At 63.7% G+C, this 23,488-nt stretch carries 20 protein-coding genes and 1 other RNA gene; 19 read left to right on the forward strand and 2 right to left on the reverse strand.

Annotation, left to right across the window (positions count from 1 at the left end):
- Window positions 1-16 precede the first annotated feature (16 nt).
- Window positions 17-3,649 carry a hydantoinase B/oxoprolinase family protein gene (locus M653_RS0101165; protein ID WP_027141632.1) on the reverse strand — a complete coding sequence of 1,211 codons (3,633 nt, stop codon included), beginning with the start codon at window positions 3,647-3,649 and terminating at the stop codon, window positions 17-19.
- A gap of 184 nt (window positions 3,650-3,833) precedes the next feature.
- Here M653_RS0101165 and M653_RS0101170 point away from each other — a divergent pair, with 184 nt between their 5' ends.
- The 7 genes from M653_RS0101170 to M653_RS0101195 all read left to right on the forward strand — a co-directional run bounded on the left by M653_RS0101170 (window position 3,834) and on the right by M653_RS0101195 (window position 7,827).
- Window positions 3,834-4,046, forward strand: a complete 213-nt coding sequence (locus M653_RS0101170; protein WP_027141633.1) for a hypothetical protein — start codon at window positions 3,834-3,836, stop codon at window positions 4,044-4,046.
- Window positions 4,047-4,205: 159 nt separating this feature from the next.
- Complete coding sequence (locus tag M653_RS0101175; RefSeq protein WP_027141634.1) at window positions 4,206-4,925, forward strand: DnaJ family molecular chaperone; 720 nt, start codon at window positions 4,206-4,208, stop codon at window positions 4,923-4,925.
- Entirely contained in the window at window positions 4,922-5,677 is a 756-nt protein-coding gene (locus M653_RS0101180; protein WP_027141635.1) for an N-acetylmuramoyl-L-alanine amidase, read from the forward strand. Before M653_RS0101175 ends, M653_RS0101180 begins: the two co-directional genes overlap by 4 nt.
- Before the next feature lie 212 nt (window positions 5,678-5,889).
- On the forward strand, window positions 5,890-6,609 hold the full coding sequence (locus tag M653_RS0101185) for a transglycosylase SLT domain-containing protein (protein WP_027141636.1): 720 nt from the start codon (window positions 5,890-5,892) through the stop codon (window positions 6,607-6,609).
- Between the two features lie 65 nt (window positions 6,610-6,674).
- Window positions 6,675-7,074, forward strand: an RNA gene (gene rnpB / locus M653_RS1000000134890) — RNase P RNA component class A.
- 178 nt (window positions 7,075-7,252) lie between these two features.
- Window positions 7,253-7,528 (forward strand): type II toxin-antitoxin system ParD family antitoxin, encoded by a 276-nt coding sequence (locus M653_RS0101190; protein ID WP_027141637.1) that lies wholly within the window; start codon window positions 7,253-7,255, stop codon window positions 7,526-7,528.
- Window positions 7,525-7,827 (forward strand): type II toxin-antitoxin system RelE/ParE family toxin, encoded by a 303-nt coding sequence (locus tag M653_RS0101195; RefSeq protein ID WP_027141638.1) that lies wholly within the window; start codon window positions 7,525-7,527, stop codon window positions 7,825-7,827. Before M653_RS0101190 ends, M653_RS0101195 begins: the two co-directional genes overlap by 4 nt.
- A 130-nt stretch (window positions 7,828-7,957) precedes the next feature.
- On the opposite strand, the gene M653_RS0101200 is transcribed toward M653_RS0101195, so the two are convergent.
- The gene (locus M653_RS0101200; RefSeq protein ID WP_027141639.1) at window positions 7,958-9,073 is read right to left on the reverse strand and encodes a cystathionine gamma-lyase; all 1,116 of its coding nucleotides are present in this window, start codon (window positions 9,071-9,073) and stop codon (window positions 7,958-7,960) included.
- Between the two features lie 407 nt (window positions 9,074-9,480).
- On the opposite strand from M653_RS0101200, the gene mraZ reads away from it, so the two are divergent.
- From mraZ to murB, 12 genes are read left to right on the forward strand one after another with little or no spacing between them, the layout of a single operon-like run.
- Window positions 9,481-9,954 (forward strand): division/cell wall cluster transcriptional repressor MraZ, encoded by a 474-nt coding sequence (gene mraZ, locus M653_RS0101205; RefSeq protein WP_027141640.1) that lies wholly within the window; start codon window positions 9,481-9,483, stop codon window positions 9,952-9,954.
- Complete coding sequence (gene rsmH / locus M653_RS0101210) at window positions 9,951-10,967, forward strand: 16S rRNA (cytosine(1402)-N(4))-methyltransferase RsmH (RefSeq protein ID WP_027141641.1); 1,017 nt, start codon at window positions 9,951-9,953, stop codon at window positions 10,965-10,967. Before mraZ ends, rsmH begins: the two co-directional genes overlap by 4 nt.
- A 4-nt stretch (window positions 10,968-10,971) precedes the next feature.
- The gene (locus M653_RS0101215; protein WP_027141642.1) at window positions 10,972-11,367 is read left to right on the forward strand and encodes a hypothetical protein; all 396 of its coding nucleotides are present in this window, start codon (window positions 10,972-10,974) and stop codon (window positions 11,365-11,367) included.
- Complete coding sequence (locus M653_RS0101220) at window positions 11,364-13,088, forward strand: penicillin-binding protein 2 (RefSeq protein ID WP_027141643.1); 1,725 nt, start codon at window positions 11,364-11,366, stop codon at window positions 13,086-13,088. Before M653_RS0101215 ends, M653_RS0101220 begins: the two co-directional genes overlap by 4 nt.
- Before the next feature lie 54 nt (window positions 13,089-13,142).
- Window positions 13,143-14,591 carry a UDP-N-acetylmuramoyl-L-alanyl-D-glutamate--2,6-diaminopimelate ligase gene (locus M653_RS0101225; protein ID WP_027141644.1) on the forward strand — a complete coding sequence of 483 codons (1,449 nt, stop codon included), beginning with the start codon at window positions 13,143-13,145 and terminating at the stop codon, window positions 14,589-14,591.
- Complete coding sequence (locus M653_RS0101230) at window positions 14,588-16,045, forward strand: UDP-N-acetylmuramoylalanyl-D-glutamyl-2,6-diaminopimelate--D-alanyl-D-alanine ligase (protein WP_027141645.1); 1,458 nt, start codon at window positions 14,588-14,590, stop codon at window positions 16,043-16,045. Before M653_RS0101225 ends, M653_RS0101230 begins: the two co-directional genes overlap by 4 nt.
- A 17-nt stretch (window positions 16,046-16,062) precedes the next feature.
- Window positions 16,063-17,145, forward strand: coding sequence for a phospho-N-acetylmuramoyl-pentapeptide-transferase (mraY, locus tag M653_RS0101235; protein WP_027141646.1), 1,083 nt, complete (start codon window positions 16,063-16,065; stop codon window positions 17,143-17,145).
- Window positions 17,146-17,153: 8 nt separating this feature from the next.
- A complete protein-coding gene (gene murD / locus M653_RS0101240; protein WP_027141647.1) occupies window positions 17,154-18,554 on the forward strand; it encodes a UDP-N-acetylmuramoyl-L-alanine--D-glutamate ligase in 1,401 nt (466 codons plus the stop codon).
- Window positions 18,554-19,705, forward strand: a complete 1,152-nt coding sequence (gene ftsW, locus M653_RS0101245; protein ID WP_027051103.1) for a putative lipid II flippase FtsW — start codon at window positions 18,554-18,556, stop codon at window positions 19,703-19,705. The genes murD and ftsW overlap by 1 nt, the downstream gene beginning before the upstream one ends.
- Window position 19,706: 1 nt before the next feature.
- Window positions 19,707-20,834 (forward strand): undecaprenyldiphospho-muramoylpentapeptide beta-N-acetylglucosaminyltransferase, encoded by a 1,128-nt coding sequence (gene murG / locus M653_RS0101250; RefSeq protein WP_027141648.1) that lies wholly within the window; start codon window positions 19,707-19,709, stop codon window positions 20,832-20,834.
- Window positions 20,831-22,231 (forward strand): UDP-N-acetylmuramate--L-alanine ligase, encoded by a 1,401-nt coding sequence (gene murC / locus M653_RS0101255; RefSeq protein ID WP_027141649.1) that lies wholly within the window; start codon window positions 20,831-20,833, stop codon window positions 22,229-22,231. The genes murG and murC overlap by 4 nt, the downstream gene beginning before the upstream one ends.
- Window positions 22,228-23,193 carry a UDP-N-acetylmuramate dehydrogenase gene (gene murB / locus M653_RS0101260; RefSeq protein WP_027141650.1) on the forward strand — a complete coding sequence of 322 codons (966 nt, stop codon included), beginning with the start codon at window positions 22,228-22,230 and terminating at the stop codon, window positions 23,191-23,193. Before murC ends, murB begins: the two co-directional genes overlap by 4 nt.
- Window positions 23,194-23,488 lie beyond the last annotated feature (295 nt).

A 23,488-nucleotide genomic window follows, 5' to 3' on the forward strand; every position in this document is an offset into this window, starting at 1 on the left:
TGTTGACGCCTTCTTTTTACAGCCTACCAAACCCGCCCGGCGTCGGCGTGGTCACGATGACGGCCTCACCGACTTCGAGCACGGTCTGATCGCAAGCCCTCAGCACGTCGAACGTGCCGTCGTTGCGGCGCACCTTGGTCGAGCCGACCTCGCCGTCGCCGCCACCGTCCAGCCCTTGCGGCGGGCGGTTGCGGTGCGAGGACAGGATCGCGCATTCCATCTTCTCGAGGAAGCGAATGGTGCGTTTGGTGCCGTCGCCGGCGTTCCATTTGCCCTTGCCGCCGGATCCCTGGCGGATGTGAAAATCCTCCAGCACCACGGGAAAGCGCAGTTCCAGCACCTCCGGGTCGGTGAGGCGCGAATTGGTCATGTGGGTGTGGACGCCGGAGGTACCGGCAAAGCCGCGGCCGGAGTTCATATGGCCGGCCGGCGAGCCGGAGCAGATCGTCTCGTAATACTGATACTGCTTGTTGCCGAAGGTCAGGTTGTTCATCGTGCCCTGCGCGTTGGCCATCGCGCCCATGGCGCCGAACAGCGCGTTGGTGACATGCTGGGAAGTCTCGACATTGCCGGCGACGACGGCGGCAGGGTAGGTGGGCTTGAGCATGCAGCCGTCGGGAATGACGATATTGATCGGCCTGAGGCAGCCGGCATTCATCGGGATCATGTCCTCGACCATGACGCGAAAGGCGTAGAGCACGGCGGCACGGGCTACCGGCTCGGGCGCATTGAAGTTGTTCTTCATGACAGGCGATGTGCCGGTGAAGTCGACGGTCGCCTCGCGCTTTTGCCGGTCGACGGTGATCTTCACCTTGATGGCCTGGCCGGTGTCGGTCGGATATTCATACTCCGACGTGTCCGGCAGCCGCTCCAGTACGCGGCGTACGCTCTCGGCCGCGTTGTCCTGCACATGGCCCATATAGGCTTCGACGACGTCGAGGCCGAAATGCCCCACCATCTTGCGAAGTTCCGCCACGCCTTTCTCGTTGGCGGCGATCTGTGCCTTCAGATCGGCGATGTTCTGGTGCGGGTTGCGGGCCGGGTAGCGGTGGTCCGTGAGCAGCGTGTGCAGCTCCTTTTCGCGGAATTTTCCGCGGTCGACGATGCGGAAATTGTCGAACAGAACGCCTTCCTCGTCGACCGTGGTGGCGAGCGGCGTCATCGAGCCCGGCGCGGTGCCGCCAATGTCGGCATGGTGCCCGCGCGAGGCCGCCCAGAAGAGGATGCTTTTCCGGGCATCGTCGAAGACCGGCGTCACCACCGTGATGTCGGGCAGATGCGTGCCGCCATTATAGGGGGCGTTCAAGGCAAAGACGTCGCCGGGATGAATGTCGCCGGAGTTCAGCCGGATGATGGTTTCGACTGAACGGTCCATTGAGCCGAGATGCACCGGCATGTGCGGCGCATTGGCGACCAGCGCCCCGGTGTGGTCGAAGACGGCGCAGGAAAAATCGAGCCTTTCCTTGATGTTGACGGAGTAGGCGGTGTTCTGCAGCGTCACGCCCATTTGTTCCGCGATGGACATGAAGAGATTGTTGAAGACTTCGAGCATCACCGGATCGGCCTCGGTGCCAAGGGCAGCGGCGCGCGCTTTCTTTTCCGTACGGCGTATGACAACGTGATTGAGGTTGGTGATTTCGGCTTGCCAGCCCGGCTCGACGACGATGGTCTGGTTCGGCTCGATGATCAAGGCGGGCCCGGCGACCAGATTGGACGGTCCGAGGGTCTCGCGACGGTAGACGCCAGCTTCACGCCACCGGCCTTCCGTGTAGATGCGCCGGGTCTCGGAAGTGGCTGACTTGACAGTTGCAGGTCCGGCAGGCGCATAGGCCTCGGCGCTGGTCTGGCCGGTTTCGGTGCCTTCGACGCCGACGGTCTCGACGATCATTGGCTTGTCGTCATAGACGAAGCCGAATTGTGCCTTGTGTGCGATTTCGAAATCGCGCCTGGCCTGGAAGATCGAGTCTGCCTCGAAATTCACCGGCAGTGCCGTGTCAGTGCCGTCATAGCGAATGTGCAATACGGGCCTGGTGGAAACCGAGCCCTCGGCGATGCCTTGTGCCGCCAACTCCGCGATCACTGCCTTTTTCAAGGTGGCGATGAGGCCGCCGATTTCCGTTCTGGATTCCTCGGCGAGAGGCTTCAGCAGCGCCTGCTGGCGCGAGGCAAAGACCGAGGCCAGGCCGATACCGTAGGCCGAAAGCAGGCCGGAGAAGGGATGGATCAGCACCGCCTCCATGCCGAGCGCGTCGGCGACCAGGCAGGCGTGCTGTCCACCGGCGCCGCCGAAACAGTTCAGGAGATATTCGGTGACGTCGTAGCCGCGCTGCACCGAAATCTTCTTGATCGCATTGGCCATGTTCTCGACCGCGATGGTGACGAAGCCTTCGGCGACCGCTTCGGGCGAGCGACCGTCACCGATCCCGGCGGCGAGAGCCGTGAATTTCGCGCGCACGGTTTCCGCGTCGAGCGGCGCGTCCTGGCCGGGGCCGAAGATCGACGGGAAGAAATCGGGCCGCAGCTTGCCCAGCATGACATTGGCATCGGTGACGGCCAGCGGACCGCCGCGCCGGTACGCGGCGGGGCCGGGATTGGCGCCAGCGGAGTCCGGTCCGACACGGAAACGGCCGGCCTCGTAATGCAGGATCGAGCCGCCGCCGGCGGCGACCGTGTGGATGCGCATCATCGGCGCGCGGACACGCACGCCGGCGACCTCGGTGTCGAAGGCACGCTCATACTCGCCGTCATAGTGGGCGACGTCCGTGGACGTGCCGCCCATGTCGAAGCCGATAACCTTGTCGAAACCGGCGAGCTTCGCCGTCTCGACCATGCCGACCACGCCGCCGGCCGGGCCCGACAGCAGCGCGTCCTTGCCCTGGAACATGTCGGCGGCGGTGAGGCCGCCAGAAGACATCATGAACATGAGGCGAGGGGATTCGTCGTTTTCTCCCGCCGCACCCAGTTCTCCCGCCACCCGTTGTACGTAGCGTGAGAGGATGGGCGACAGATAAGCATCCACCACCGCGGTGTCGCCGCGGCCGACCAGTTTGATCAGCGGCGAGACCTCGTGGCTGACCGAGACCTGGCCGAAACCAAGCTTGCGGCAGACCTTGGCCACCGCCTTCTCGTGATCAGGATATTTCCAGGCATGCATGAAGGCGATGGCAACGGCATCGATGCCATCGGCTTTCGCTTGTTCTATGGCCGGCCGGCAAGCTGATATGTCGAGCAACCGTTCGACGCAGCCGTCGGCGAGCACACGCTCGTCGATCTCGATGATGCGCTCGTAGAGTTGCTCGGGGAGGATGATCTCCTTGGCGAAAATGTCGGGTCGTGCCTGGTAGGCGATCCTGAGCGCATCGCGAAACCCCCTGGTGATGAGCAACAAGACGCGGTCGCCCTTGCGCTCCAGAAGGGCGTTGGTGGCCACCGTGGTTCCCATCTTGATGTCGCCGATCAGGCCAGACGGGATCGCGGCGACCGTGTCAAGGCCGAGCAGGTCGCGAATGCCTTGAATGGCGGCGTCGGCATAGGCTTCGGGATTCTCAGACAGCAGCTTGCGCGGATGCAGCCCGCCTTGCGGGTCACGGCCGATAATATCGGTGAAGGTGCCGCCGCGATCGATCCAGAAATCCCATTTCGCGGTCATGCGGCTGTCTCCGGTATTCCGTTTCCGGTGTCGTTGTTAAAGCGCCGAAGCGCCGGCAGCAATAACGCTTGCATGCCATTGATGTTACAGGTGGAAACGCAACGTTACGAAACCCATGGCGATCTCGGGCATTTGTGTCTCGACCGTTCACCGCAACGTGAACGTGTGTCGAAGGAGAGATGTTATGAAAAAGCTCGTTCTTGCTTCCCTGTCCGCCCTTGCCCTGCTGGGCGTCGCGGCCTGCAGCGACAGCGGCACAGGCACCGACAACACCACGACGCAGAGCACCAATCCGCCGCCTGTCGAGCAGCCGATGAAGCCGGCGGCCCCGGCTGACAATTCGACCAAGCCTGCCGAGCCGGCTCCGGCAACGCCCGCTCCTGCGCCCGCGCAGTAGTTTGTAAGCAGTAAGTGTCTTGGGAGGAAGGCCGGCTCTGCGCCGGCCTTTTCTCGTATAGGCAACGACAGGACCGGCAATGCGCCTCTCGTTCACAGACCCGACAGATGGCTGTTATTGACTTGATAGCGGGGATCGGTTGGCTCTATGAAGCGGGCCATGTCGATTTGGGACCGCCTCGGCGACTTCATCACGCGGGTTTCATCTTCAACCACCTCTGGCGTTGCCGACGTGGTCGAGGCTGTGCGCACGGTTTTTTCCGGCGACGCCGACTTGCGCCGCCGCGTCGCCTTTTCGGTGGCGATGATCGCGCTTTCGGCCAAGATGGCCAAGGCCGACGGCATCGTCACCCAGGATGAGGTACGCGCCTTTCAGGAAATCTTCGAAGTGCCGCCGAAAGAGACGCGCAACGTTGCGCGGCTGTTCGATCTCGCCCAGCGGGACGTGGCCGGTTTCGAAACCTATGCCGAGCGCATGGCGCAACTCTGCGGCTCCGGGCACTCCAATTGCGTGATGCTGGAAGACATACTCGACGGCCTGTTCCACATCGCCAAGGCCGATGGGCTGGTGCATGAGCGCGAAGGCATCTTCCTGCACCGTATCGCCGAGATCTTCCGCATCGATGAGACGCATTACGAATCGATCTTGGCGCGGCACGTCAATCTTGGCGCAGGCGACCCCTATATCGTGCTCGGCATCGAGCGCGGCAAGCCGTTCGAGGAGGTCAGAAAACGCTATCGCAAGCTGGTATCGGACAACCATCCGGACCGGTTGATCGCGCGCGGGCTGCCGCAGGAATTCATCAAGATCGCGACGACCAGGGTCGCGGCGATCAACGCCGCTTATGAGATGATCGAGCGGGGCCTGCGGCACGCATGACCGGCTTCCTGCCCGACGAGCCGAGCGCCGAGGTCAGGGTATCGCCGAATTTCGGGCCAAGGCGCGACGCGCAGAAGCCCGACATGATCGTGCTGCACTATACCGGTATGGCGAGTGGTACCGGGGCCGAAGCCTGGCTGTGCGACCCGGCGAGTGAAGTCTCGTCGCATTATCTCGTCCATGAGAATGGCCACATCGTGCAGATGGTCCGGGAAAGCGACCGCGCCTGGCACGCTGGCCAGAGTTCCTGGTTCGGACACACCGACATCAATTCCTGCTCGGTCGGCATCGAAATCGTCAATCCGGGCCACTCGCTGGGCTATCCCGGCTTTCCGAAACGTCAGATCACGGCGGTCATCGAGCTGTGCAAGGGGATTGCCGCGCGGCACGCGATCGGCGCCGAGCGGGTGCTGGCGCACTCCGATGTGGCGCCGGGCCGCAAGATTGATCCCGGCGAGAAGTTTCCATGGGCCGCGCTGTTCAAGGCCGGGGTCGGCCATCTCGTGCCAGCCGCTCCCGTCAGGCGCGGAGCCGCGCTGAAGCCCGGTGACCGCGGTGCCGATGTCGAGACACTGCAATCGATGTTGTCGCTCTATGGCTATGGTGTCGAAATATCGGGCGTTTTCGACGATCGGACACGGGTCGTGGTCGAGGCCTTCCAACGGCATTTCCGGCCGCGCCGGATCGACGGAGTTGCCGACGGCTCGACGATGCGCACACTGCAGAAGCTGCTTGCTTCCGTCAGGAATTGACCCAGGGTCAATTCCTGATTCAAGTAATCCTCCCTGGCCATAAAGTTACAAACTGTCACTTAAAGTGACTTGCCCCGCCTTTATTGGCGCCAAATCGGGCTTCAAAGGGCTTTTCGTACAGTTTGTCGGACGTCCAGCCCCCCGGGTGTTCCGATATTGATCAAGCGATGCCACGCGAAGATCTTCGCGCGGTCCCAACAGAACAGGATCACATGCAGAAATTGACGGTTTTAACGGCAGCTCTTGCTGCCGGCGTAATGAGTTTTGCCTTCAGTGCGGCCGACGCCGCGCCGTTCAGCCCGCGGGCCGACCAGGGCTTCGTCGCGGCACCCGCCAAAGGCAAGGCCATTTCGGCCAAAAGCAGCAAGAGTGCCAGGGCGACGACGAAGCAGGCTGCCGCGAAAGTGGAAAAGGCAAGCTGGACCAAGGCAAGGAAATCCTCTGCCAAGAGGCAGACAAAGCGCGGTCGCAAAACCGTGGACATGACGAGGACGGCATCGATCGGTCTCAGCAACGTCGCTGCGGCGACGTCGGCAGTGACGAGCGGCGGCCAGTATTCCGCGATTGTCGCCCGCTACGCGGCGAGCTACGGCGTTCCGGTGTCGCTGGCCAACGCCGTGATCCAGATCGAAAGCAACTACCGGCCGAACATGGTCGGCGGCGCCGGCGAGATCGGCCTGATGCAGATCAAGCCGGCAACCGCGCGCATGATGGGTTACAGCGGGTCGGCCAAAGGCCTGTTCGATCCCGACACCAACATCAAATACGGCATGAAGTACCTCGCCATGGCGCGCGACCTCGGCGGTGGCACGACCTGCGGCACGATCCTGAAATACAATGCCGGCCATGGCGCCACCCGGATGAACCCGGTTTCGGCGGCTTACTGCAGCAAGGTCAAGGTTCAGTTGGCGGCTGTCGGCGCGCCGGCTTGACAAGAACCGGTCACGACCGGCTTTTTCGGTTGCGTTTTGTGGTGTGAACCCCTTTATACGCCCTGCCAGCTGGCCGGGCGGCCGCACCCGCAAACGCCGAAAGGCCGCGGGTGAGGAAAGTCCGGGCTCCATGGAGACACGGTGCCGGTTAATGGCCGGCGGGGGCGACCCCAGGGAAAGTGCCACAGAAAGCAAACCGCCACGACTTTGTCGGGGTAAGGGTGAAAGGGTGGGGTAAGAGCCCACCGCGCGACTGGCAACAGGAGCGGCACGGTAAACCCCACCGGGAGCAAGACCGAATAGGGGCGGTGCGAGGGGAAACCCTCGAGGGCTGTTTCCGGCTCACCGTCCGGGTAGGTTGCGTGAGGCGCATGGCAACATGCGCCCAAGATGAATGGCCGCCACGTTCTCGCCTCGCAAGGGGCGAGGGCCATACAAAACCCGGCTTACAGGCCAGCTGGCAGTTTCTCTCCGCGATATCTAGGATAAGTCTTTCATATCAGAAGGTTGCACCCATGGGTGCAGCTTCTTATCCAACGGCGCGGTGCTGCTTTGCATCGCCACAAGACAGAGATTTCCGCCGACTTTCTTGAAATTGGTGCGATTAAATCGTACCATCACGGCTCATTATCGGGAGCCTGTCATGGGTCAAGTCGACAAACGCAGCATCACACTTTCGCCGGAACTGGCGCAGGCGGTCGACGATGTGGTCGCGGCTGGAGAATACGCCTCGGCGAGCGAGGTGATCCGCGATGCATTGAGGCAATGGAAAGACCGCCGCGACCTGATGGGCTACACGATCGAAGAACTGCGCAAGCTGGTGCAGGAGGGGATCGACAGCGGGCCTGGGCGGTTTGCCTCGATGGAGGAAATCAAGGCGGAGGCCCGCAGGCGTCTGCGATCTGACGATGCGGCATGAAGTTGCTGCCTATCGACCGCAACGCTCGTGCAGAAGATGATTTGGTTGCGATCTGGCTTCATATTGCGCGCAACAACGAGGCAGCAGCCGATCGGTTGCTTGATCGTTTCGCGGCAAGATGGCAGCAATTGTCGACTTATCCCTTTTCAGGTGCGCCACGCGACGACATAGCGCCGGGTATCCGCCATCTGATTGTCGGCGAATATCTCACCTTGTACCGGGTCGGCGGTGATGCGATCGAAATTCTTCGCGTGCTGCATGGTCGTCGCAACATCGAAACCGATGACCTCGGCTCCTAGAACAATTCCAGGAAAGTGGTAGCAGTTTTCCCGGGAAAAGCGCGTAGCGCTTTCCCTTGTGGAATTGCGTAAAAACAAAGAGTTAGAGCGGTTCGGCGATTCCATCAACGCTGAACCGCTTGTCGATTTGTCAGCCGCCGATCCTGCCCAGCGAGGCCTCGATCGCCTTCCAGAGTTCTTCCACGGGCTCACAGCCTACCGACAGGCGAACGAAGCCGGCCGGAACCGCATCGCCTCGCTTAAGCCGCCGCTCGGCCGAGGTGTGGACGCCACCGAAAGAGGTCGCGGCCTGCATCAGGCTGCAATTGTTGATGAAATCCTCGGCTTTCTGCTCGGAAGCGAGTTCGAAGGAGATGAGGAAGCCGAAGCGCTCCATCTGGGCGCGGGCAAGATTGTGCGAGGGATCGCCTTCCAGTCCGGGATAGCGCAGGCCGCTTATCGCCGGATGCCCCTGCAGGCGCCGCGCGATCACTTCCGCCGACGAACACATGCGGTCGAAGCGCACGTCCAATGTTTCCAGGCCGCGATGCACCAGCCAGGCTTCGAACGGCCCGGGGATGCTGCCCGAGACCTCGCGCCAGCCGGTCACCGCGGCGATGATATCCGCATTGCGGCTGGCGACATGGCCGAACAGCACGTCGGAATGGCCATTAGGCGCCTTGGTGTCGGCGGCGACAACGACATCGGCGCCGTGATCGAGAGGGCGCTGGCCGAAGGGCGTCATCGTCGTGTTGTCGACCACCAGCAGCGCGCCGGCCTTGTGAACCGCTTCGGCGACAGCGGCGATATCGCAGATGTCCAGCCCCGGATTGGCTGGCGTTTCGACGAAGGCCAGGCGATAGCCATCGAAACCGCCGTCGAGGAAGGTCGATGTAGGCCTGACATCGTGGGTGACGCCGAGCGGCTTCAGGAAACGATCGGCCAGCGCCCTGGTGGTGTGATAGCCGTCCGAAGGCAGCAGGATATGGTCGCCGGCCTTGAGCACGGCAAAGAATGCCGCCGAGATCGCCGCCATCCCCGACGGAAAACCGACGCAAGGCGCGTCTTCCAAATGGGACAACATGTGTTCGACGGCATCCCAGGTCGGGTTGCTGAAGCGGCCGTACTGGTTGAAGCCGGTGGCATCGCCCGGAGCATGGAAGATGGCGGCCATGGTCAGGGGCAGGGGAATGGAATCGCCCATGGCAAACCCGCCGCGACACAAATGGGGAAGGGCTGCAGCGCGCGACTTCGCAGTTCCAGACATCGATTTCAAATCCCTTGGCGATCGGTGAGATGGACGAGACGCTATGCCCGGCGGCGGCTCGCGGCAAGGCGCCTCAAGTTGGGCCAGGCAGGCTCTAAACGCTTCGTTAGGCTTAATAGACCATAAAGACGAGACGTGCTGTCAAAGCCTTTCTCGTCGGCATGATGCGCGTGTTTGAGAAGCCTATTCCCGTTGACGCCCATAGTGCCCCATGATATCCCATCCAGACATCAAAGCCTTCGTTCCGCGTCAGGGTAGAGCGTACGCCAATCGGGCAGCCGCGGCGGCTGCGCGTTTGCCGGTTTTCGCCCGTGTGGACGAGGTGGGTGCGGGGCAGGCAATGCGCGGCGGTGGCGCGTGCGACACGATGAAGAGGGGTGCGGCGGCGCAAGCGGCCGCAACGTGTGATGGACCGGTTTCTGTCGAACACGGTGAGCAGGATCGATGCGAAGGGGCGGGTGTCCGTTCCTGCGCATTTTCGTGCCGTGGTGCAGAAGCGCGGCTATTCGGAACTCTATGCGCTGCGCTGCCTGGACCTGCCGGCAATGGATGTCGGCGGGCTCGATCTGCTCGACCGCTACGAGCAGCGCATCGCGCGGGAAGACCCGTTCCTGCAGGCAGCGGACGACATGTCGTTCTTCTGCCATGGCGACGGCGCATTCCTGAAACTCGACCAGGACGGCCGCATCACCATGACCGATTTCATTCGCGAGCATGCCGGCATCTCGGCGGAGGTGGCCTTTGTCGGGCGCGGCAATTTCTTTCAGATCTGGGAGCCGGGACGGCTTGCGACCTATGGGGCGCAGGCGCGGGCCAGGCTTTTGCAGCTTCGGCAGGGGACGAAGGCTCACGAGGCCAAGGCTGGGGAGCGACTGGAATGACGGTGGGCCACGGCGATGATATCAACGCCGTTGGCGGATCGGTCCGCCACATTCCGGTCCTCCTTGGCGAAGTGCTGGAAGCGCTGGCGCCGGCAGAGGGCGACATCATCATCGACGGTACGTTCGGCGCCGGCGGCTACACCAAGGCCATCCTGGCGGCGGGCGCGTCCGTCGTTGCCATCGACCGCGATCCGGATGCCATCGCGGCCGGCCGCGACCTCGAGGCGCGGTCCGGGGGCCGGCTGCGGCTCGTGCAGGCGCCGTTCTCGACGCTCGACGAACACGTGGAAAGCGCCGATGGCGTCGTGCTCGACATCGGCGTCTCCTCGATGCAGCTCGACCAGGCCGAGCGCGGCTTTTCCTTCCGCAACGACGGACCGCTCGACATGCGCATGGCGCAGGCGGGACTGAGCGCCGCCGATGTCGTCAACAGTTTCAAGCCGGGCGACCTTGCCCGCATCTTCGGCTTCCTCGGCGAGGAGCGTCACGCCGGCCGTATCGCCCGCATGATCGAGGCGCGCCGGGAAAAACGGCCGTTCGAGCGAACGCTGGAACTCGCCGACGCGATCGAGACGCATATCGGCCGCGCGCCGAAGGACAAGATCCATCCGGCGACGCGCGTCTTCCAGGCGCTGCGCATCTTCGTCAATGACGAACTTGGTGAATTGGCCAAGGCGCTGTTCGCGGCCGAACGCGCGCTGAAGCCCGGCGGCCGCCTTGTCGTGGTGACGTTCCATTCGCTGGAAGACCGCATCGTCAAGCGTTTCATCGCCGACCGCGCCGACGTCATGACCGGCTCGCGCCACATGCCGGAGGCGCAAGCGCGCACCGCGACCTTCCGCAAGGCTGGTGGCGGCGTGACGGCAGGCGACGCCGAGGTTGCGGCCAACCCGCGCGCCCGCTCGGCCAGACTGCGTGCCGCGATCCGCACCGAGGCTCCGGCGCGCAGCGGCGATTTCTCGATCTTCGGCCTTCCAAAACTTCCTGGCATCGACCGGCCAGGGGAGAGGTAAGCACGTGTTTCGTACCAGCGATATCATCCTGATCGCCGTCATGGTTTCGGCCGCCGCCCTCACCTACAAGGCCAAGCGCGAGGCCGAGGACCAGTTGGCGGCCGTGCAGAAGATCCATGCCGAGATACGTTACGAGGAGGACACGATCGACCTTCTCAAGGCCGACTGGAGCCTGCTCACCCAGCCGTCGCGGCTGCAGAAGCTCGCCGAGCTCTACAAATCGCAGCTCGCTTTGGAGCCGGTCAGTGCCCGGCAGATCGTGGGCCTGGGCGACCTGCCGGCCAAGGCCCTCGACATCCAGGACATCCTGAACGGGCGCCAGGGCGCCATGGCCGACAATTCCGACAAGGCGCCCTTGGGCGACAAGGATCCCGTCGTGACCGGAGACATCGCCCAATGATCGGCAAACTGCTGAAACGCTTCGCCACGGTAGGCCGCGCCAGGACGGGCGGGGACGGGTCGATCGTGGTCGAAGGCGCCCGCAAGGCGACCGGCGGCAAGGGCAAGGCGCGCATCGTGATGACGATGGCGGTATTCTTCGGCATTTTCTCAACTATATCCGGGCGGCTGGTCTATCTCGGTTTCCAGACACCCGACCTATCGGGCGGTCCGCAAAGCCGGGTCACCGCGTCACGTCCCGACATTGTCGATCGCAACGGCGAAGTGCTGGCCACCGACATCAAGACAGCGTCGCTGTTCGCCGAGCCGCGCCGCATCGTCGATGCCGATGAGGCGATCGAGAAGCTGTCGACGGTGCTGCCCGAAATCGACTACGAGCAGACCTATCACAAGCTGAAGAGCGGCGCCGGCTTCGTCTGGCTGCAGCGGCAGCTGACGCCCAAGCAGCAGGCCGACATCATGCAGCTCGGCATTCCCGGTTTTGGCTTCCGCACCGAAAAGCGCCGTTTTTATCCGAGCGGCGAAACCTCATCCTACATTGTCGGCCTGACCAACATCGACAACCAGGGCATCTCTGGCATGGAGAAATATATCGATGAGCAGGGCCTGAGCGACCTGCAGGCGTCGGGCCTGGCGGTGGCGAAGGATCTCAGGCCGGTCAAGCTTTCGATCGATCTGCGCGTCCAGCATGTGGTGCGCGACGAGATCGCCGCCGGCCTGGAACGCTACCGCGCCATGGGGGCGGGCGCCGTCGTGCTCAACGTCAAGACCGGCGAAGTGGTCGCCATGGCCTCGGTGCCGGATTTCGATCCGAACAATCCCTACAATGCGCAGGACAAGGACCGGCTCAACCGGATGTCGGCGGGGCTCTATGAGATGGGCTCGACGTTCAAGAGCTTCACCTCGGCCATGGCGCTCGATTCCGGCAAGGCGACGATGTCGAGCCGCTTCGACGCTTCGCATCCAATCCGGGTCGGCCACCAGGCCATTCACGATTTCCACGGCAAGAACCGCGTGCTGTCGTTGCCGGAGGTGTTCCTCTATTCCTCCAATATCGGGTCGGCCAGGGAGGCCGAGCTGGTCGGCATCGAGGCGCATCGCGAATTCCTGCATCGCCTCGGCATTCTGGAGAAGATGCAGACCGAACTGCCCGAAGTCGCCCGCCCGACCGAGCCGAAGGTCTGGAAGCAGGTCAATTCGTTCACCATCGCCTTCGGCCATGGCGTGTCGACGACGCCGCTGCAAGCGGCCGTCGGCTGCGCGGCGCTGGTCAATGGCGGATTCCTGATGCAGCCGACATTCCTGGTCCGCAGCCAGGAGGATGCGATGGCGGCGGCCAAAAAAGTGGTTGCCGAAAAAACTGTCGAGGGCATGCGCTACCTCTATTCGCTCAATGCCGAGAAGGGTTCGGCCAGAAACGCCCGGGTTCCCGGCTACCGCGTCGGCGGCAAGACCGGAACGGCCGAGAAGGTCATCAATGGCCGTTACTCGAAGGAGTTGAATTTCAACACCTTTGTCGCCGCCTTCCCGATGGACGATCCGCAATATCTAGTGTTCACGATCGCCGACGCCCCGCATCCGGAAAAGCCCGGGATGACCGACGTCGCGGCCAACAATGCAGGGGTAATGGCAGGCAATATCATCAGGCGTGCAGCGGCAATGCTTGGCGTGAAGCCAGATTTCAGCCATGAAAATGGTGCAACGCTGGTTTCCTATCAGTGATTCTTGGGGCGCGCCGGCAACTGCGCGCTATTTTGTTGCGGTGAACGGGACTCGATGAAGCTCAAAGATCTAGCCGGTATCCTGCCAGTCGAAGGAACAGCTTCCGCCGATCTGGAGGTTTCCGGCATCTCGTCGGATTCCCGCCAGGTAAAACCGGGCGTCCTCTTTTTCGCGCTTGCCGGCACCAGGGCCGATGGCGCCAGCTACGCCGCCGACGCGGCCCGGCGTGGCGCTGCCGCGATCGTCGCGGGCAGCGCCCTTGCCGATTTGCCGGTTCCGGTGCTGGCTGTCGATGATCCGCGCCTGGCACTGGCGTTGAGTGCCGCCCGCTACTTCGGCATACAGCCGCAAACCATGGTCGCCGTGACCGGTACCAGCGGCAAGACGTCGGTCGCCGCCTTCACCAGGCAGATATGGGAGCAGGCGGGATACGCAGCCGCCTCGATCGGCACCACCGGCGTGGTTGCGCCCGGCCGCAACGAATATGGTTCGCTGACGACACCCGATCCGGTCGCCCTGCACCAGTTGCTGAGGGAATTGGCCGATGCCGGCGTTACCCACGCTTCGATGGAGGCCTCCAGCCACGGGCTCGACCAGCGCCGCCTCGATGGGGTGAAGCTCTCGGCTGGCGGCTTCACCAATCTCGGCCGCGACCACATGGATTACCATCCGACGATCGAGGATTATCATCGCGCCAAATTGCGCCTGTTCGACACGCTGCTGCCGAAGGGCGCACCGGCCGTCGTCTTCGCCGACGATCCGTGGTCGGAACCGACGATAAAGGCGGCGCGGGCCGCTGGGCTCGACGTGCTGACGGTCGGCCGCCATGGCGATTTCCTCAAGCTGAAGCGGGTCGAGCATGAGCGTCATCGCCAGCGTGCCGAGGTCGAGGCCGACGGTGTGATCCACGAGATCGACCTGCCGCTCGCCGGCGATTTCCAGATAGCGAATGCGCTGGTTTCGGCGGGGCTTGCCATTTCCACAGGAACACCTGTCGCCAAAGCCTTGGCGGCATTGGAGAAATTGAAAGGCGCGCCGGGCCGGCTAGACCTGGTCGGCACCACGGCGAGCGGCGCGCCGGTCTATGTCGATTACGCTCACAAGCCCGATGCGCTGGAAAATGTTCTGTCCTCGGTGCGTCCGTTCACCACCGGGCGCGTGATGGTCGTGTTCGGCTGCGGTGGCGATCGTGACCGGGGAAAACGACCGATCATGGGCGAGATCGCGACCCGGCTCGCCGATGTCGTCATCGTCACCGACGACAATCCGCGCTCCGAAGTGCCCGAGACCATCCGCGCCGCCATTCTCGCCGCCGCGCCCGGTGCCATCGAGATCGGCGACCGGCGCAAGGCAATCCACGAGGCTGTCGGCATGCTGCATGCCGGCGACACGCTGATCGTGGCCGGCAAGGGCCATGAGGAAGGCCAGACGATCGGCTCTGAAACCCTGCATTTTTCCGACCATGAGGAAGTGCGCGCCGCGCTCAGGGAGCGTGCCGCATGAGTTTGCTGTGGACATCGGAAGCGCTGGTTGCCGCCACGGACGGGCGGCCGCTCGGCCCCATGCCCGAAGGCATATCGGGCATTTCGATCGACAGCCGCAGCCTGCAGCCGGGAGAGGCCTTCTTCGCCATCAAGGGCGAGGCGATGGACGGCCATGACTTCGTCACCGCCGCCATCAAGGCCGGCGCCGGCGTGCTGGTGGTGGCGGAAGGCAAGCTGCCGTCTCTTGGCCGGCTGACGGCGCCAATCATCGTCGTCGAGGACGTGCTGGTTGCGCTCGAAAAGCTCGGCGTCGCGGCGCGCGCCCGCTCGCAGGCCAGGATCATCGCGGTAACCGGCTCCGCGGGCAAGACCACAACCAAGGAGGCGCTTCGCCACGTGCTTTCTGCCGTCGGCAAGGTGCATGCCTCGGCGCAGTCCTTCAACAACCATTGGGGGGTGCCGCTGACCCTGGCGCGCATGCCGGCTGACTGCGACTATGCCGTGTTCGAGATCGGCATGAACCATCCCGGCGAGATACGGCCGCTGGTGAAGATGGTGCGGCCGCATGTCGCCATCGTCACCATGATCGCGGCCGCGCATCTTGGCTTCTTTCGCAATCTGGACGAGATCGCCAAGGCCAAGGCCGAGATTTTCGAGGGTCTGGAGCCCGACGGTGCCGCGGTGCTCAACCGCGACGATGCGCGTTTCAAGCTGCTGGACAAGATGGCACAGGCTGCCGGCGTCGAGCATGTCTATGGCTTCGGCGAGAATGCTCGCTCGACCTTCAAGCTGGTCAAGTGCGAGTTACATGCCGATCATTCCGACATCGCCGCCAGGATCAGCGGCCACGATGTGATCGCCCGTATCGGAGCTCCCGGCCGGCACATGGTGCAGAACGTGCTGGCGGTGCTTGGCGCCGCGCATCTGATTGGCGCCGATCTCGACAAGGTTGCATTGGCGCTGGCCGATCTCTCGGCCGAGCGCGGACGCGGCAAGCGCCACGTGCTGCGGCACCCCGGCGGCTCGACTTCGGGCCAGCCCGGTGGCCAAATCACACTGATCGACGAGAGCTACAACGCCAATCCGGCCTCGATGGCGGCCGCCATGGCGCTGCTCAATGCGACGCCGGTGACGGGCGAGGGCAGGCGCATCGCCGTGCTTGGCGACATGCTGGAGCTCGGCGACCACTCGGCCAAGCTGCATGCCGCTCTTGCCGATCTCATCGTCGGCACGGGCACGCGGACAGTCTTTCTCGGCGGGCCGGAAATGCGGTCGCTGGCGGAAGCGCTACCGGGCGATATCAGGACGGAATACCGCGCCGGCGTCGAGGAGTTGAAGCCGGTGCTGCTCGCCGCGCTGAAGCCGGGCGACGTGGTGATGATCAAATCGTCGAAGGGCATCGGTTTTGCAAAACTGGTCGATGCGCTGCTGGGCAAATTCCCGGCCAAGACGACAACCAGTAACCAGACCTAGTCGGGGGACGAAAGCGCATGTTCACACTGCTGGTCGATTTCGCGGACAAGGTCTCTGTCTTCAATGTCTTCCGCTACATCACGTTCCGCACCGGCGGCGCGCTGATCACCTCGGCGCTGATCGTCTTCATCTTCGGGCCGACCATCATCAATTCGCTGCGGCTCAGGCAAGGCAAGGGTCAACCGATCCGCGCCGACGGGCCGCAGACCCATTTCAAGAAGGCGGGCACGCCGACCATGGGCGGCCTGATGATCCTGTCCGGCATCATCGGCTCGTCGCTTTTATGGGCGAACCTGTCGAGCATCTATGTCTGGGTGGTGCTGTTGGTGACACTCGGCTTCGGCTTGATCGGCTTCTACGACGATTATCTGAAGGTGACGAAGCAGTCGCATCTCGGCTTCTCCGGCAAGGCGCGGCTTGCGTTGGAATTCGTTATCGCCGGCATCGCCGCCTGGGCGATCATGCACAATGGCCAGGCGCCGTTCTCGTCGTCGCTGACCTTCCCCTTCGCCAAGGAATTCATCGTCAACCTCGGATGGTTCTTCATTCCGTTCTCCTGCTTCGTCATCGTCGGCGCCGGCAATGCGGTGAACCTGACCGACGGCCTCGACGGTCTGGCGATCGTGCCGATCATGATCGCGGCGGCGTCCTTCGGCGTCATCGCCTATCTCTCGGGCAACGCGGTGTTCGCCGAATATCTGCAGATCCATTTCGTGCCCGGCACCGGTGAACTGGCGGTCGTGCTTGGCGCGGTCATCGGCGCCGGCCTCGGCTTCCTCTGGTTCAACGCGCCGCCTGCGGCGATCTTCATGGGCGACACCGGGTCGCTCGCCATGGGCGGCCTGATCGGCACGGTCGCGGTCGCCACCAAGCACGAGATCGTGCTCGTCATCGTCGGCGGCCTGTTCGTGGTCGAAATCCTCTCGGTCATCATCCAGGTCGGCTACTTCAAGATGACCGGCAAGCGCGTGTTCCTGATGGCGCCGATCCATCATCATTTCGAAAAGCTCGGTTGGACCGAAAGCCAGGTGGTGATCCGCTTCTGGATCATCGCCGTCATCCTGGCGCTGGTCGGCCTCTCCACCCTCAAGCTCAGATAGGCCACCGTTTGATCCCCGCCGCATCCTTCGCAGGCAAGCGTGTTTCGCTCTTCGGGCTCGGCGGCTCGGGGATCGCCACGGCGCGCGCGCTGATCGAGGGCGGCGCTGAGGTGCTGGCCTGGGACGACAATCCCGATAGTATCGCCAAGGCGGCCGCCACCGGTATCGCCACTGGCGATCTGCGTGGCGCCGACTGGGCTGGGTTTTCCGCCTTCGTGCTGTCGCCCGGCGTGCCGCTGACCCATCCCAAGCCGCACTGGACCGTGGAATTGGCGCGCGGGGCGGGCGTCGAGGTCATCGGCGATATCGAGTTGTTCTGCAGGGAGCGGACGCAGCGTTCGCCGGATGCTCCCTTCATCGCCATCACCGGCACCAACGGCAAGTCGACAACGACCGCGCTGACGGCGCATATTCTCAAGGCCTCCGGACGCGACACGCAGATGGGCGGCAATATCGGCCGCGCGGTGATGACGCTCGATCCGCCGAAGCCCGATCGCCACTACGTGGTCGAATGCTCGTCCTACCAGATCGACCTTGCGCCCTCGATCAATCCGACGGCCGGTATCCTGCTCAATCTGACGCCCGACCATCTCGACCGCCACGGCACCATGCAGCACTACGCCTCGATCAAGGAGCGGCTGGTGGCAGGCAGCGAGACGGCGATCATCGGCATCGACGATTCCTGGTGCGCGCAGATCGCCGATCGGCTGGAGCGGGCAGGGCGGCAGGTTATCCGCATTTCCAAGCGTCTGCCGCTGACCGACGGCTATTTCGCCGACGGCACCAACATGATGGAAGCCGTGCATGGCCGCTACAGCCGGGTCGCCTTCCTCGAAGGCATCGGCTCGCTGCGCGGCCAGCACAATGCGCAGAACGCTCTAGCCGCCGTCGCCGCCTGCCTCAAGGTCGGGCTCGACCTCGGCGAGATCCAGTCCGGACTGGAAAGCTTTCCGGGTCTCGCCCATCGCATGGAGCAGGTTGGCCGCAAGGACCATGTGCTGTTCGTCAACGATTCCAAGGCGACCAATGCCGATGCCGCGGCACCCGCGCTGTCCAGCTTCAGCCGCATCTACTGGATCGCCGGCGGCCTGCCGAAGGAAGGTGGCATCGAGCCGCTGCGCGGCTTCTTCCCGCGCATCGCCAAGGCCTATCTGATCGGCGAGGCCGCACCCGCCTTTTCTGCGACGCTCGGCGAGGCCGTGCCCTACGAGATCTCGGGCACGCTGGCCGCCGCGGTCGAGCATGCCGCGCATGACGCGGCCAAAGACGACAGCGGCGAGGCAGTGGTGCTGTTGTCGCCGGCCTGCGCCAGTTTCGACCAGTTCAAGAATTTCGAGGTCCGCGGCGAAGCCTTCAGGCAAGCTGCGAGCGCTATAGATGGTGTCAAACCCATCGGAGGGGCACGATAATGCAGAGCCGTCTCGACAAAAGTCCGGTCGCAACCTGGTGGTGGACCATCGATCGCTGGTTCCTGGCGGCGTTCCTGTCGCTGATGGGGCTCGGCATCGTGTTGTCCTTCGCGGCAAGCCCCGCGGTCGCCGAACGCATCGGCCTCGACAGTTTCCATTTCGCCACCCGACAGATCATCTTCACCGTGCCTGCGCTCGGCGTGATGCTGGCGGTCTCCTTCCTCGATTCCAGGCAGATCCGGCGCATGTCGCTGATCATGCTGTGCCTCATGCTGGTGCTGATGGTGGCGGTGCTCTATGTCGGCGTCGAGGTGAAGGGCGCGCGCCGCTGGGTATCGCTCGCCGGCCTGTCGATCCAGCCTTCGGAATTCCTCAAACCGGCCTTCGTCATCATGTGCGCCTGGCTGTTCGCCGAACACAAGCGCCAGCCCGACATTCCGGGCAATCTGTTCGCCATGCTGCTCCTGGTGCTGGTCGTGTCGCTGCTGGTAGCGCAGCCGGACCTTGGTCAGACCATGCTGACCACCGGCACCTGGGGCATTATGTTCTTCATGGCGGGACTGCCATGGCTTTGGATCATCGTGCTGGGAGCCGCCGGCGTCGGCGGCGTCTTCGCCGCCTATACGGTGTTTCCGCACGTCGCGCTGCGCATCGACAAGTTCCTCACCGGCGAAGGCGACACGTTCCAGGTCGACATGGGCCGCGATGCGCTGATCAATGGCGGCTGGTTCGGCGTCGGGCCGGGCGAGGGCACCGTCAAGCGGGTCATCCCCGACAGCCATGCCGACTTCGTCTTCTCGGTCGCGGGCGAGGAGTTCGGGCTGATCATGTGCTTCTTCATCATGTCGATCTTCGCCTTCATCGTGCTGCGCGGTCTCAACACGGCGCTCAAGGAGCATGACGACTTCACCCGCTATGCCGTCGGTGGTCTGGTCACCGTGTTCGGCTTGCAGGCCGTCATCAACATGTGCGTCAACCTGCAACTGGTGCCGGCCAAGGGCATGACGCTGCCCTTCATCTCCTATGGCGGCTCCTCGCAGATCGCCATCGCCATATCGATGGGCATGGTGCTGGCGCTGACACGCAAGCGGCCGGAAAAGCGCAAGCAGATGGGCTTTGCGCTGCCGCAGCGCGCCATGCCGGCGGAGTGACATGGCCAGAGGCGTTATCCTTCTCGCGGCGGGTGGAACCGGCGGACATCTGTTTCCAGCCGAAGCGCTGGCGCACGAACTGATCGAGCGCGGCTGGGCGGTGCATCTGGCGACCGACACCCGGGCCGAGCGGTTTGCCGCCCATTTCCCGGCGGCGGCCGTCCACCCGATCCAGTCGGCGACGTTAGGCTCGAAAAATCCCTTCACCCTACTTGGCGCCTTCTGGAAAATCTGGAGCGGCGTGCGTCAGGCCTCCGCCATCATCGGCAGGATCAAGCCGGAGGCCGTCGTGGGCTTTGGCGGCTATCCGACCTTGCCGCCGCTCTATGCGGCGACGCGGCGCAAGGTTCCGACGCTGATCCATGAGCAGAACGCGGTGATGGGGCGCGCCAACCGGGCGCTGTCGGGCCGTGTCGATGCGATAGCCGGCGGCTTCCTGCCGCAGGATGAGAGTGCGGCCGGCGCCAAGACGGTGACGACCGGCAATCCGGTCAGGCCGGCTGTGCTCGAAGCAGCCAGGACACCTTACGTGGCTTCAACCGGGGATGAGCCTTTCCGCCTGCTGGTGTTCGGCGGCAGCCAGGGCGCGCAATTCTTTTCCGATGCGATGCCGGGGGCAGTCGCGCTGCTTTCCGATGCACAGCGCAGACGCCTTGTCATTACTCAACAAGCTCGCGCGGACGACGTGGCGCGGGTGAAGGCGGCCTATGCCGTGCTCGGCGTCGCCGTCGAGGTCTCGCCGTTTTTTACCGACATGGCGGCGCGCATTGCGGCGGCGCATCTGGTGATCTCGCGTTCCGGCGCCTCGACTGTCTCGGAGATCGCCGTTATCGGCCGGCCGGCGCTGCTGGTCCCCTATCCCTTTGCGCTCGACCACGACCAGGCAGCGAATGCGGCAGCGCTCGCTGCCGCCGGCGGCGGCGAAGTGCATGTGCAATCGTCGCTTTCGTCCGAGCGTATCGCGGCACTGCTCGGTGCCCTGATGGACCAACCGGAGCGGCTAGCGACGATGGCTGCAGCTGCCAAGTCGGTCGGCAGGCCCGACGCGGCACGGTTGCTCGCCGACCTCACAGAGGCTATTGCGTCCCGCAAAACAGTATCGGATTTCAGGAAGGGAACGCACCCATGAAGATGCCGCAGACCATTGGCCTCGTGCATTTCATCGGCATTGGCGGTATCGGCATGAGCGGCATCGCCGAGGTGCTGCACAATCTCGGCTACAAGGTGCAAGGGTCCGACCAGGCCGACAGCGCCAATGTGCAGCGGCTGCGCGACAAGGGCATCGAATGCTTCGTCGGCCACAAGGCCGAGAATCTCGGTGACGCCGAGGTCATCGTCGTCTCGACCGCGATCAAGAAGTCGAATCCCGAACTGAAGGCGGCGCGTGAAAAGCTGTTGCCGATCGTGCGCCGCGCCGAGATGCTTGCCGAGCTGATGCGTTTCCGCCAGGCTGTTGCCATCGGCGGCACGCATGGCAAGACGACGACGACCTCGATGGTGGCGACACTGCTTGAAGCCGGTGGGCTCGACCCGACCGTCATCAATGGCGGCATCATCAATGCCTATGGCACCAATGCGCGCATGGGCGACGGCGAGTGGATGGTGGTCGAAGCCGACGAAAGCGACGGCACCTTCCTCAAGCTGCCAGCCGACATCGCGGTCGTCACCAACATCGATCCCGAGCATCTCGATCATTATGGCAATTTCGACAATGTGCGCGAAGCGTTCCGCCAGTTCGTCGAGAACGTGCCTTTCTATGGCTTCGGCGTGATGTGCACCGATCACCCGGAAGTGCAGGCGCTGGTCGGCCGCATCGAGGACCGGCGCGTCATCACCTATGGCGAGAACGCACAGGCCGACGTGCGCTTCACCAACCACCGCATGGCGGGGGCGACCTCGGAGTTCGATGTCATCATCCGCGACCGCAAGGGGCGCGGCCAGACAACGATAGCGGGCCTGCGCCTGCCGATGCCTGGTCACCACAATGTGTCCAACGCGACGGCCGCGATCGCGGTCGCGCACGAACTCGGCCTCTCCGCCGAGGCGATCAAGAAGGGTCTGTCGTCCTTCGCCGGCGTCAAGCGCCGCTTCACGCATACCGGTTCCTGGAATGGTGTCGACGTGTTCGACGACTACGGCCACCACCCGGTCGAGATCTCGGCGGTGCTGAAGGCGGCGCGCAGCGCCACCAACGGGCGCGTCATCGCCATCGCCCAGCCGCACCGCTTCACCCGGCTGCACGATCTGTTCAACGAGTTCTCCGCCTGCTTCAACGATGCCGACACGGTGATGGTCGCCCCGGTCTACGCCGCCGGCGAAGAGCCGATCGACGGCGTGACCTCGGACGCGCTGGTGTCGCGCATCCGCGCCGGTGGCCATCGTGATGCCCGCTACATCGAAGGGCCGGCGGATATCGCGCCTGTCATCCGCGACATCGCCAAGCCCGGCGACTTCGTCGTCTTCCTGGGCGCCGGCAATATCACCCAATGGGCCTATGCCTTGCCGAAGGAGCTTGCCGCCTCATGATGAACGGCCAGGCCCTGATCGACAGACTTGGCGACCGGCTGGCCGGCCTGCGCGGTCGCATCACGCCGAACGCCGAGATGGACAAGATCACCTGGTTCCGCGCAGGCGGCCTTGCCGAGGCGCTGTTCCAGCCGGCGGACGAGGAGGACCTTGCGGCGTTCCTCAGGGCGGTTCCCGAAGAGATTCCCTTGATGATCGTCGGCGTCGGTTCGAACCTTCTGGTCCGCGACGGCGGCATTCCGGGTTTTGTCGTCAGGCTTTCCGCGAAGGGCTTTGGCGAGCCAGAAGTCATTTCCCCGATCAGGATCAAGGCAGGTGCCGCCACGCCCGACAAGCGTATCGCGGCGGTGGCGCTCGAGGCCGGCATTGGCGGCTTCCATTTCTATCACGGCATTCCGGGCGCCATTGGCGGGGCGCTCAGGATGAATGCCGGCGCCAATGGCGTCGAGACGCGCGAGCGCGTCGTCGAGGTGCGGGCGCTCGACCGCAAGGGCAATGTCCAGACGCTGAGCAATGCCGAGATGGGCTATGCCTATCGCCATTCGGCGGCACCGTCCGGGTTGATCTTCACCTCGGCCGTTTTCGAAGGCTTTGCCGAGGAGAAAGCGGTGATCAAGACGGCGATGGATGCGGTGCAGAACCATCGCGAGACGGTGCAGCCGATCCGCGAGAAGACCGGCGGCTCGACCTTCAAGAATCCGGAAGGCACCTCGGCCTGGAAGGAAATCGACAAGGCGGGTTGCCGCGGCCTGATGATCGGCGGCGCGCAGATGTCGCCGATGCACTGCAACTTCATGATCAACACCGGAACCGCGACCGGCTACGACCTCGAATATCTCGGCGAGACGGTACGCGCGCGGGTGCTCGAGCATTCCGGCATCCGGTTGCAGTGGGAGATCAAGCGCATCGGCGATTTCCGCTCCGGGCATGCCGTGCAGGAGTTCCTCGGCCAGCTCCTTTAGCGCATCTTGAAGTTCACGTGATGCGTGAACTTCAACGGGATCGAAATGCCGTGAAATCGTTGCTGCAAAGACTCAGCGACACGGTTTTCGCATCCATTTTCTCAGAAAGTGAATCTCTCGGAATCATAAGTACTTGCCAGTGAATCAACTCTCTGATTCTCTGCCCTAAAGCGTTTCCTGATTTGAGTCGTTCGACGCGTTACCCGCGTTTTCCGTCTGGGGGGGGGAACCTGCCGGGAGACTCGGACTCAATGTTGCGGAAATCTTGGATTTTGGTCCGCCGTGAGAGGGGATG

The sequence above is a fragment of the Mesorhizobium sp. WSM3626 genome (assembly GCF_000513935.1).
Classification (GTDB): Bacteria; Pseudomonadota; Alphaproteobacteria; order Rhizobiales; family Rhizobiaceae; genus Mesorhizobium; species Mesorhizobium salmacidum.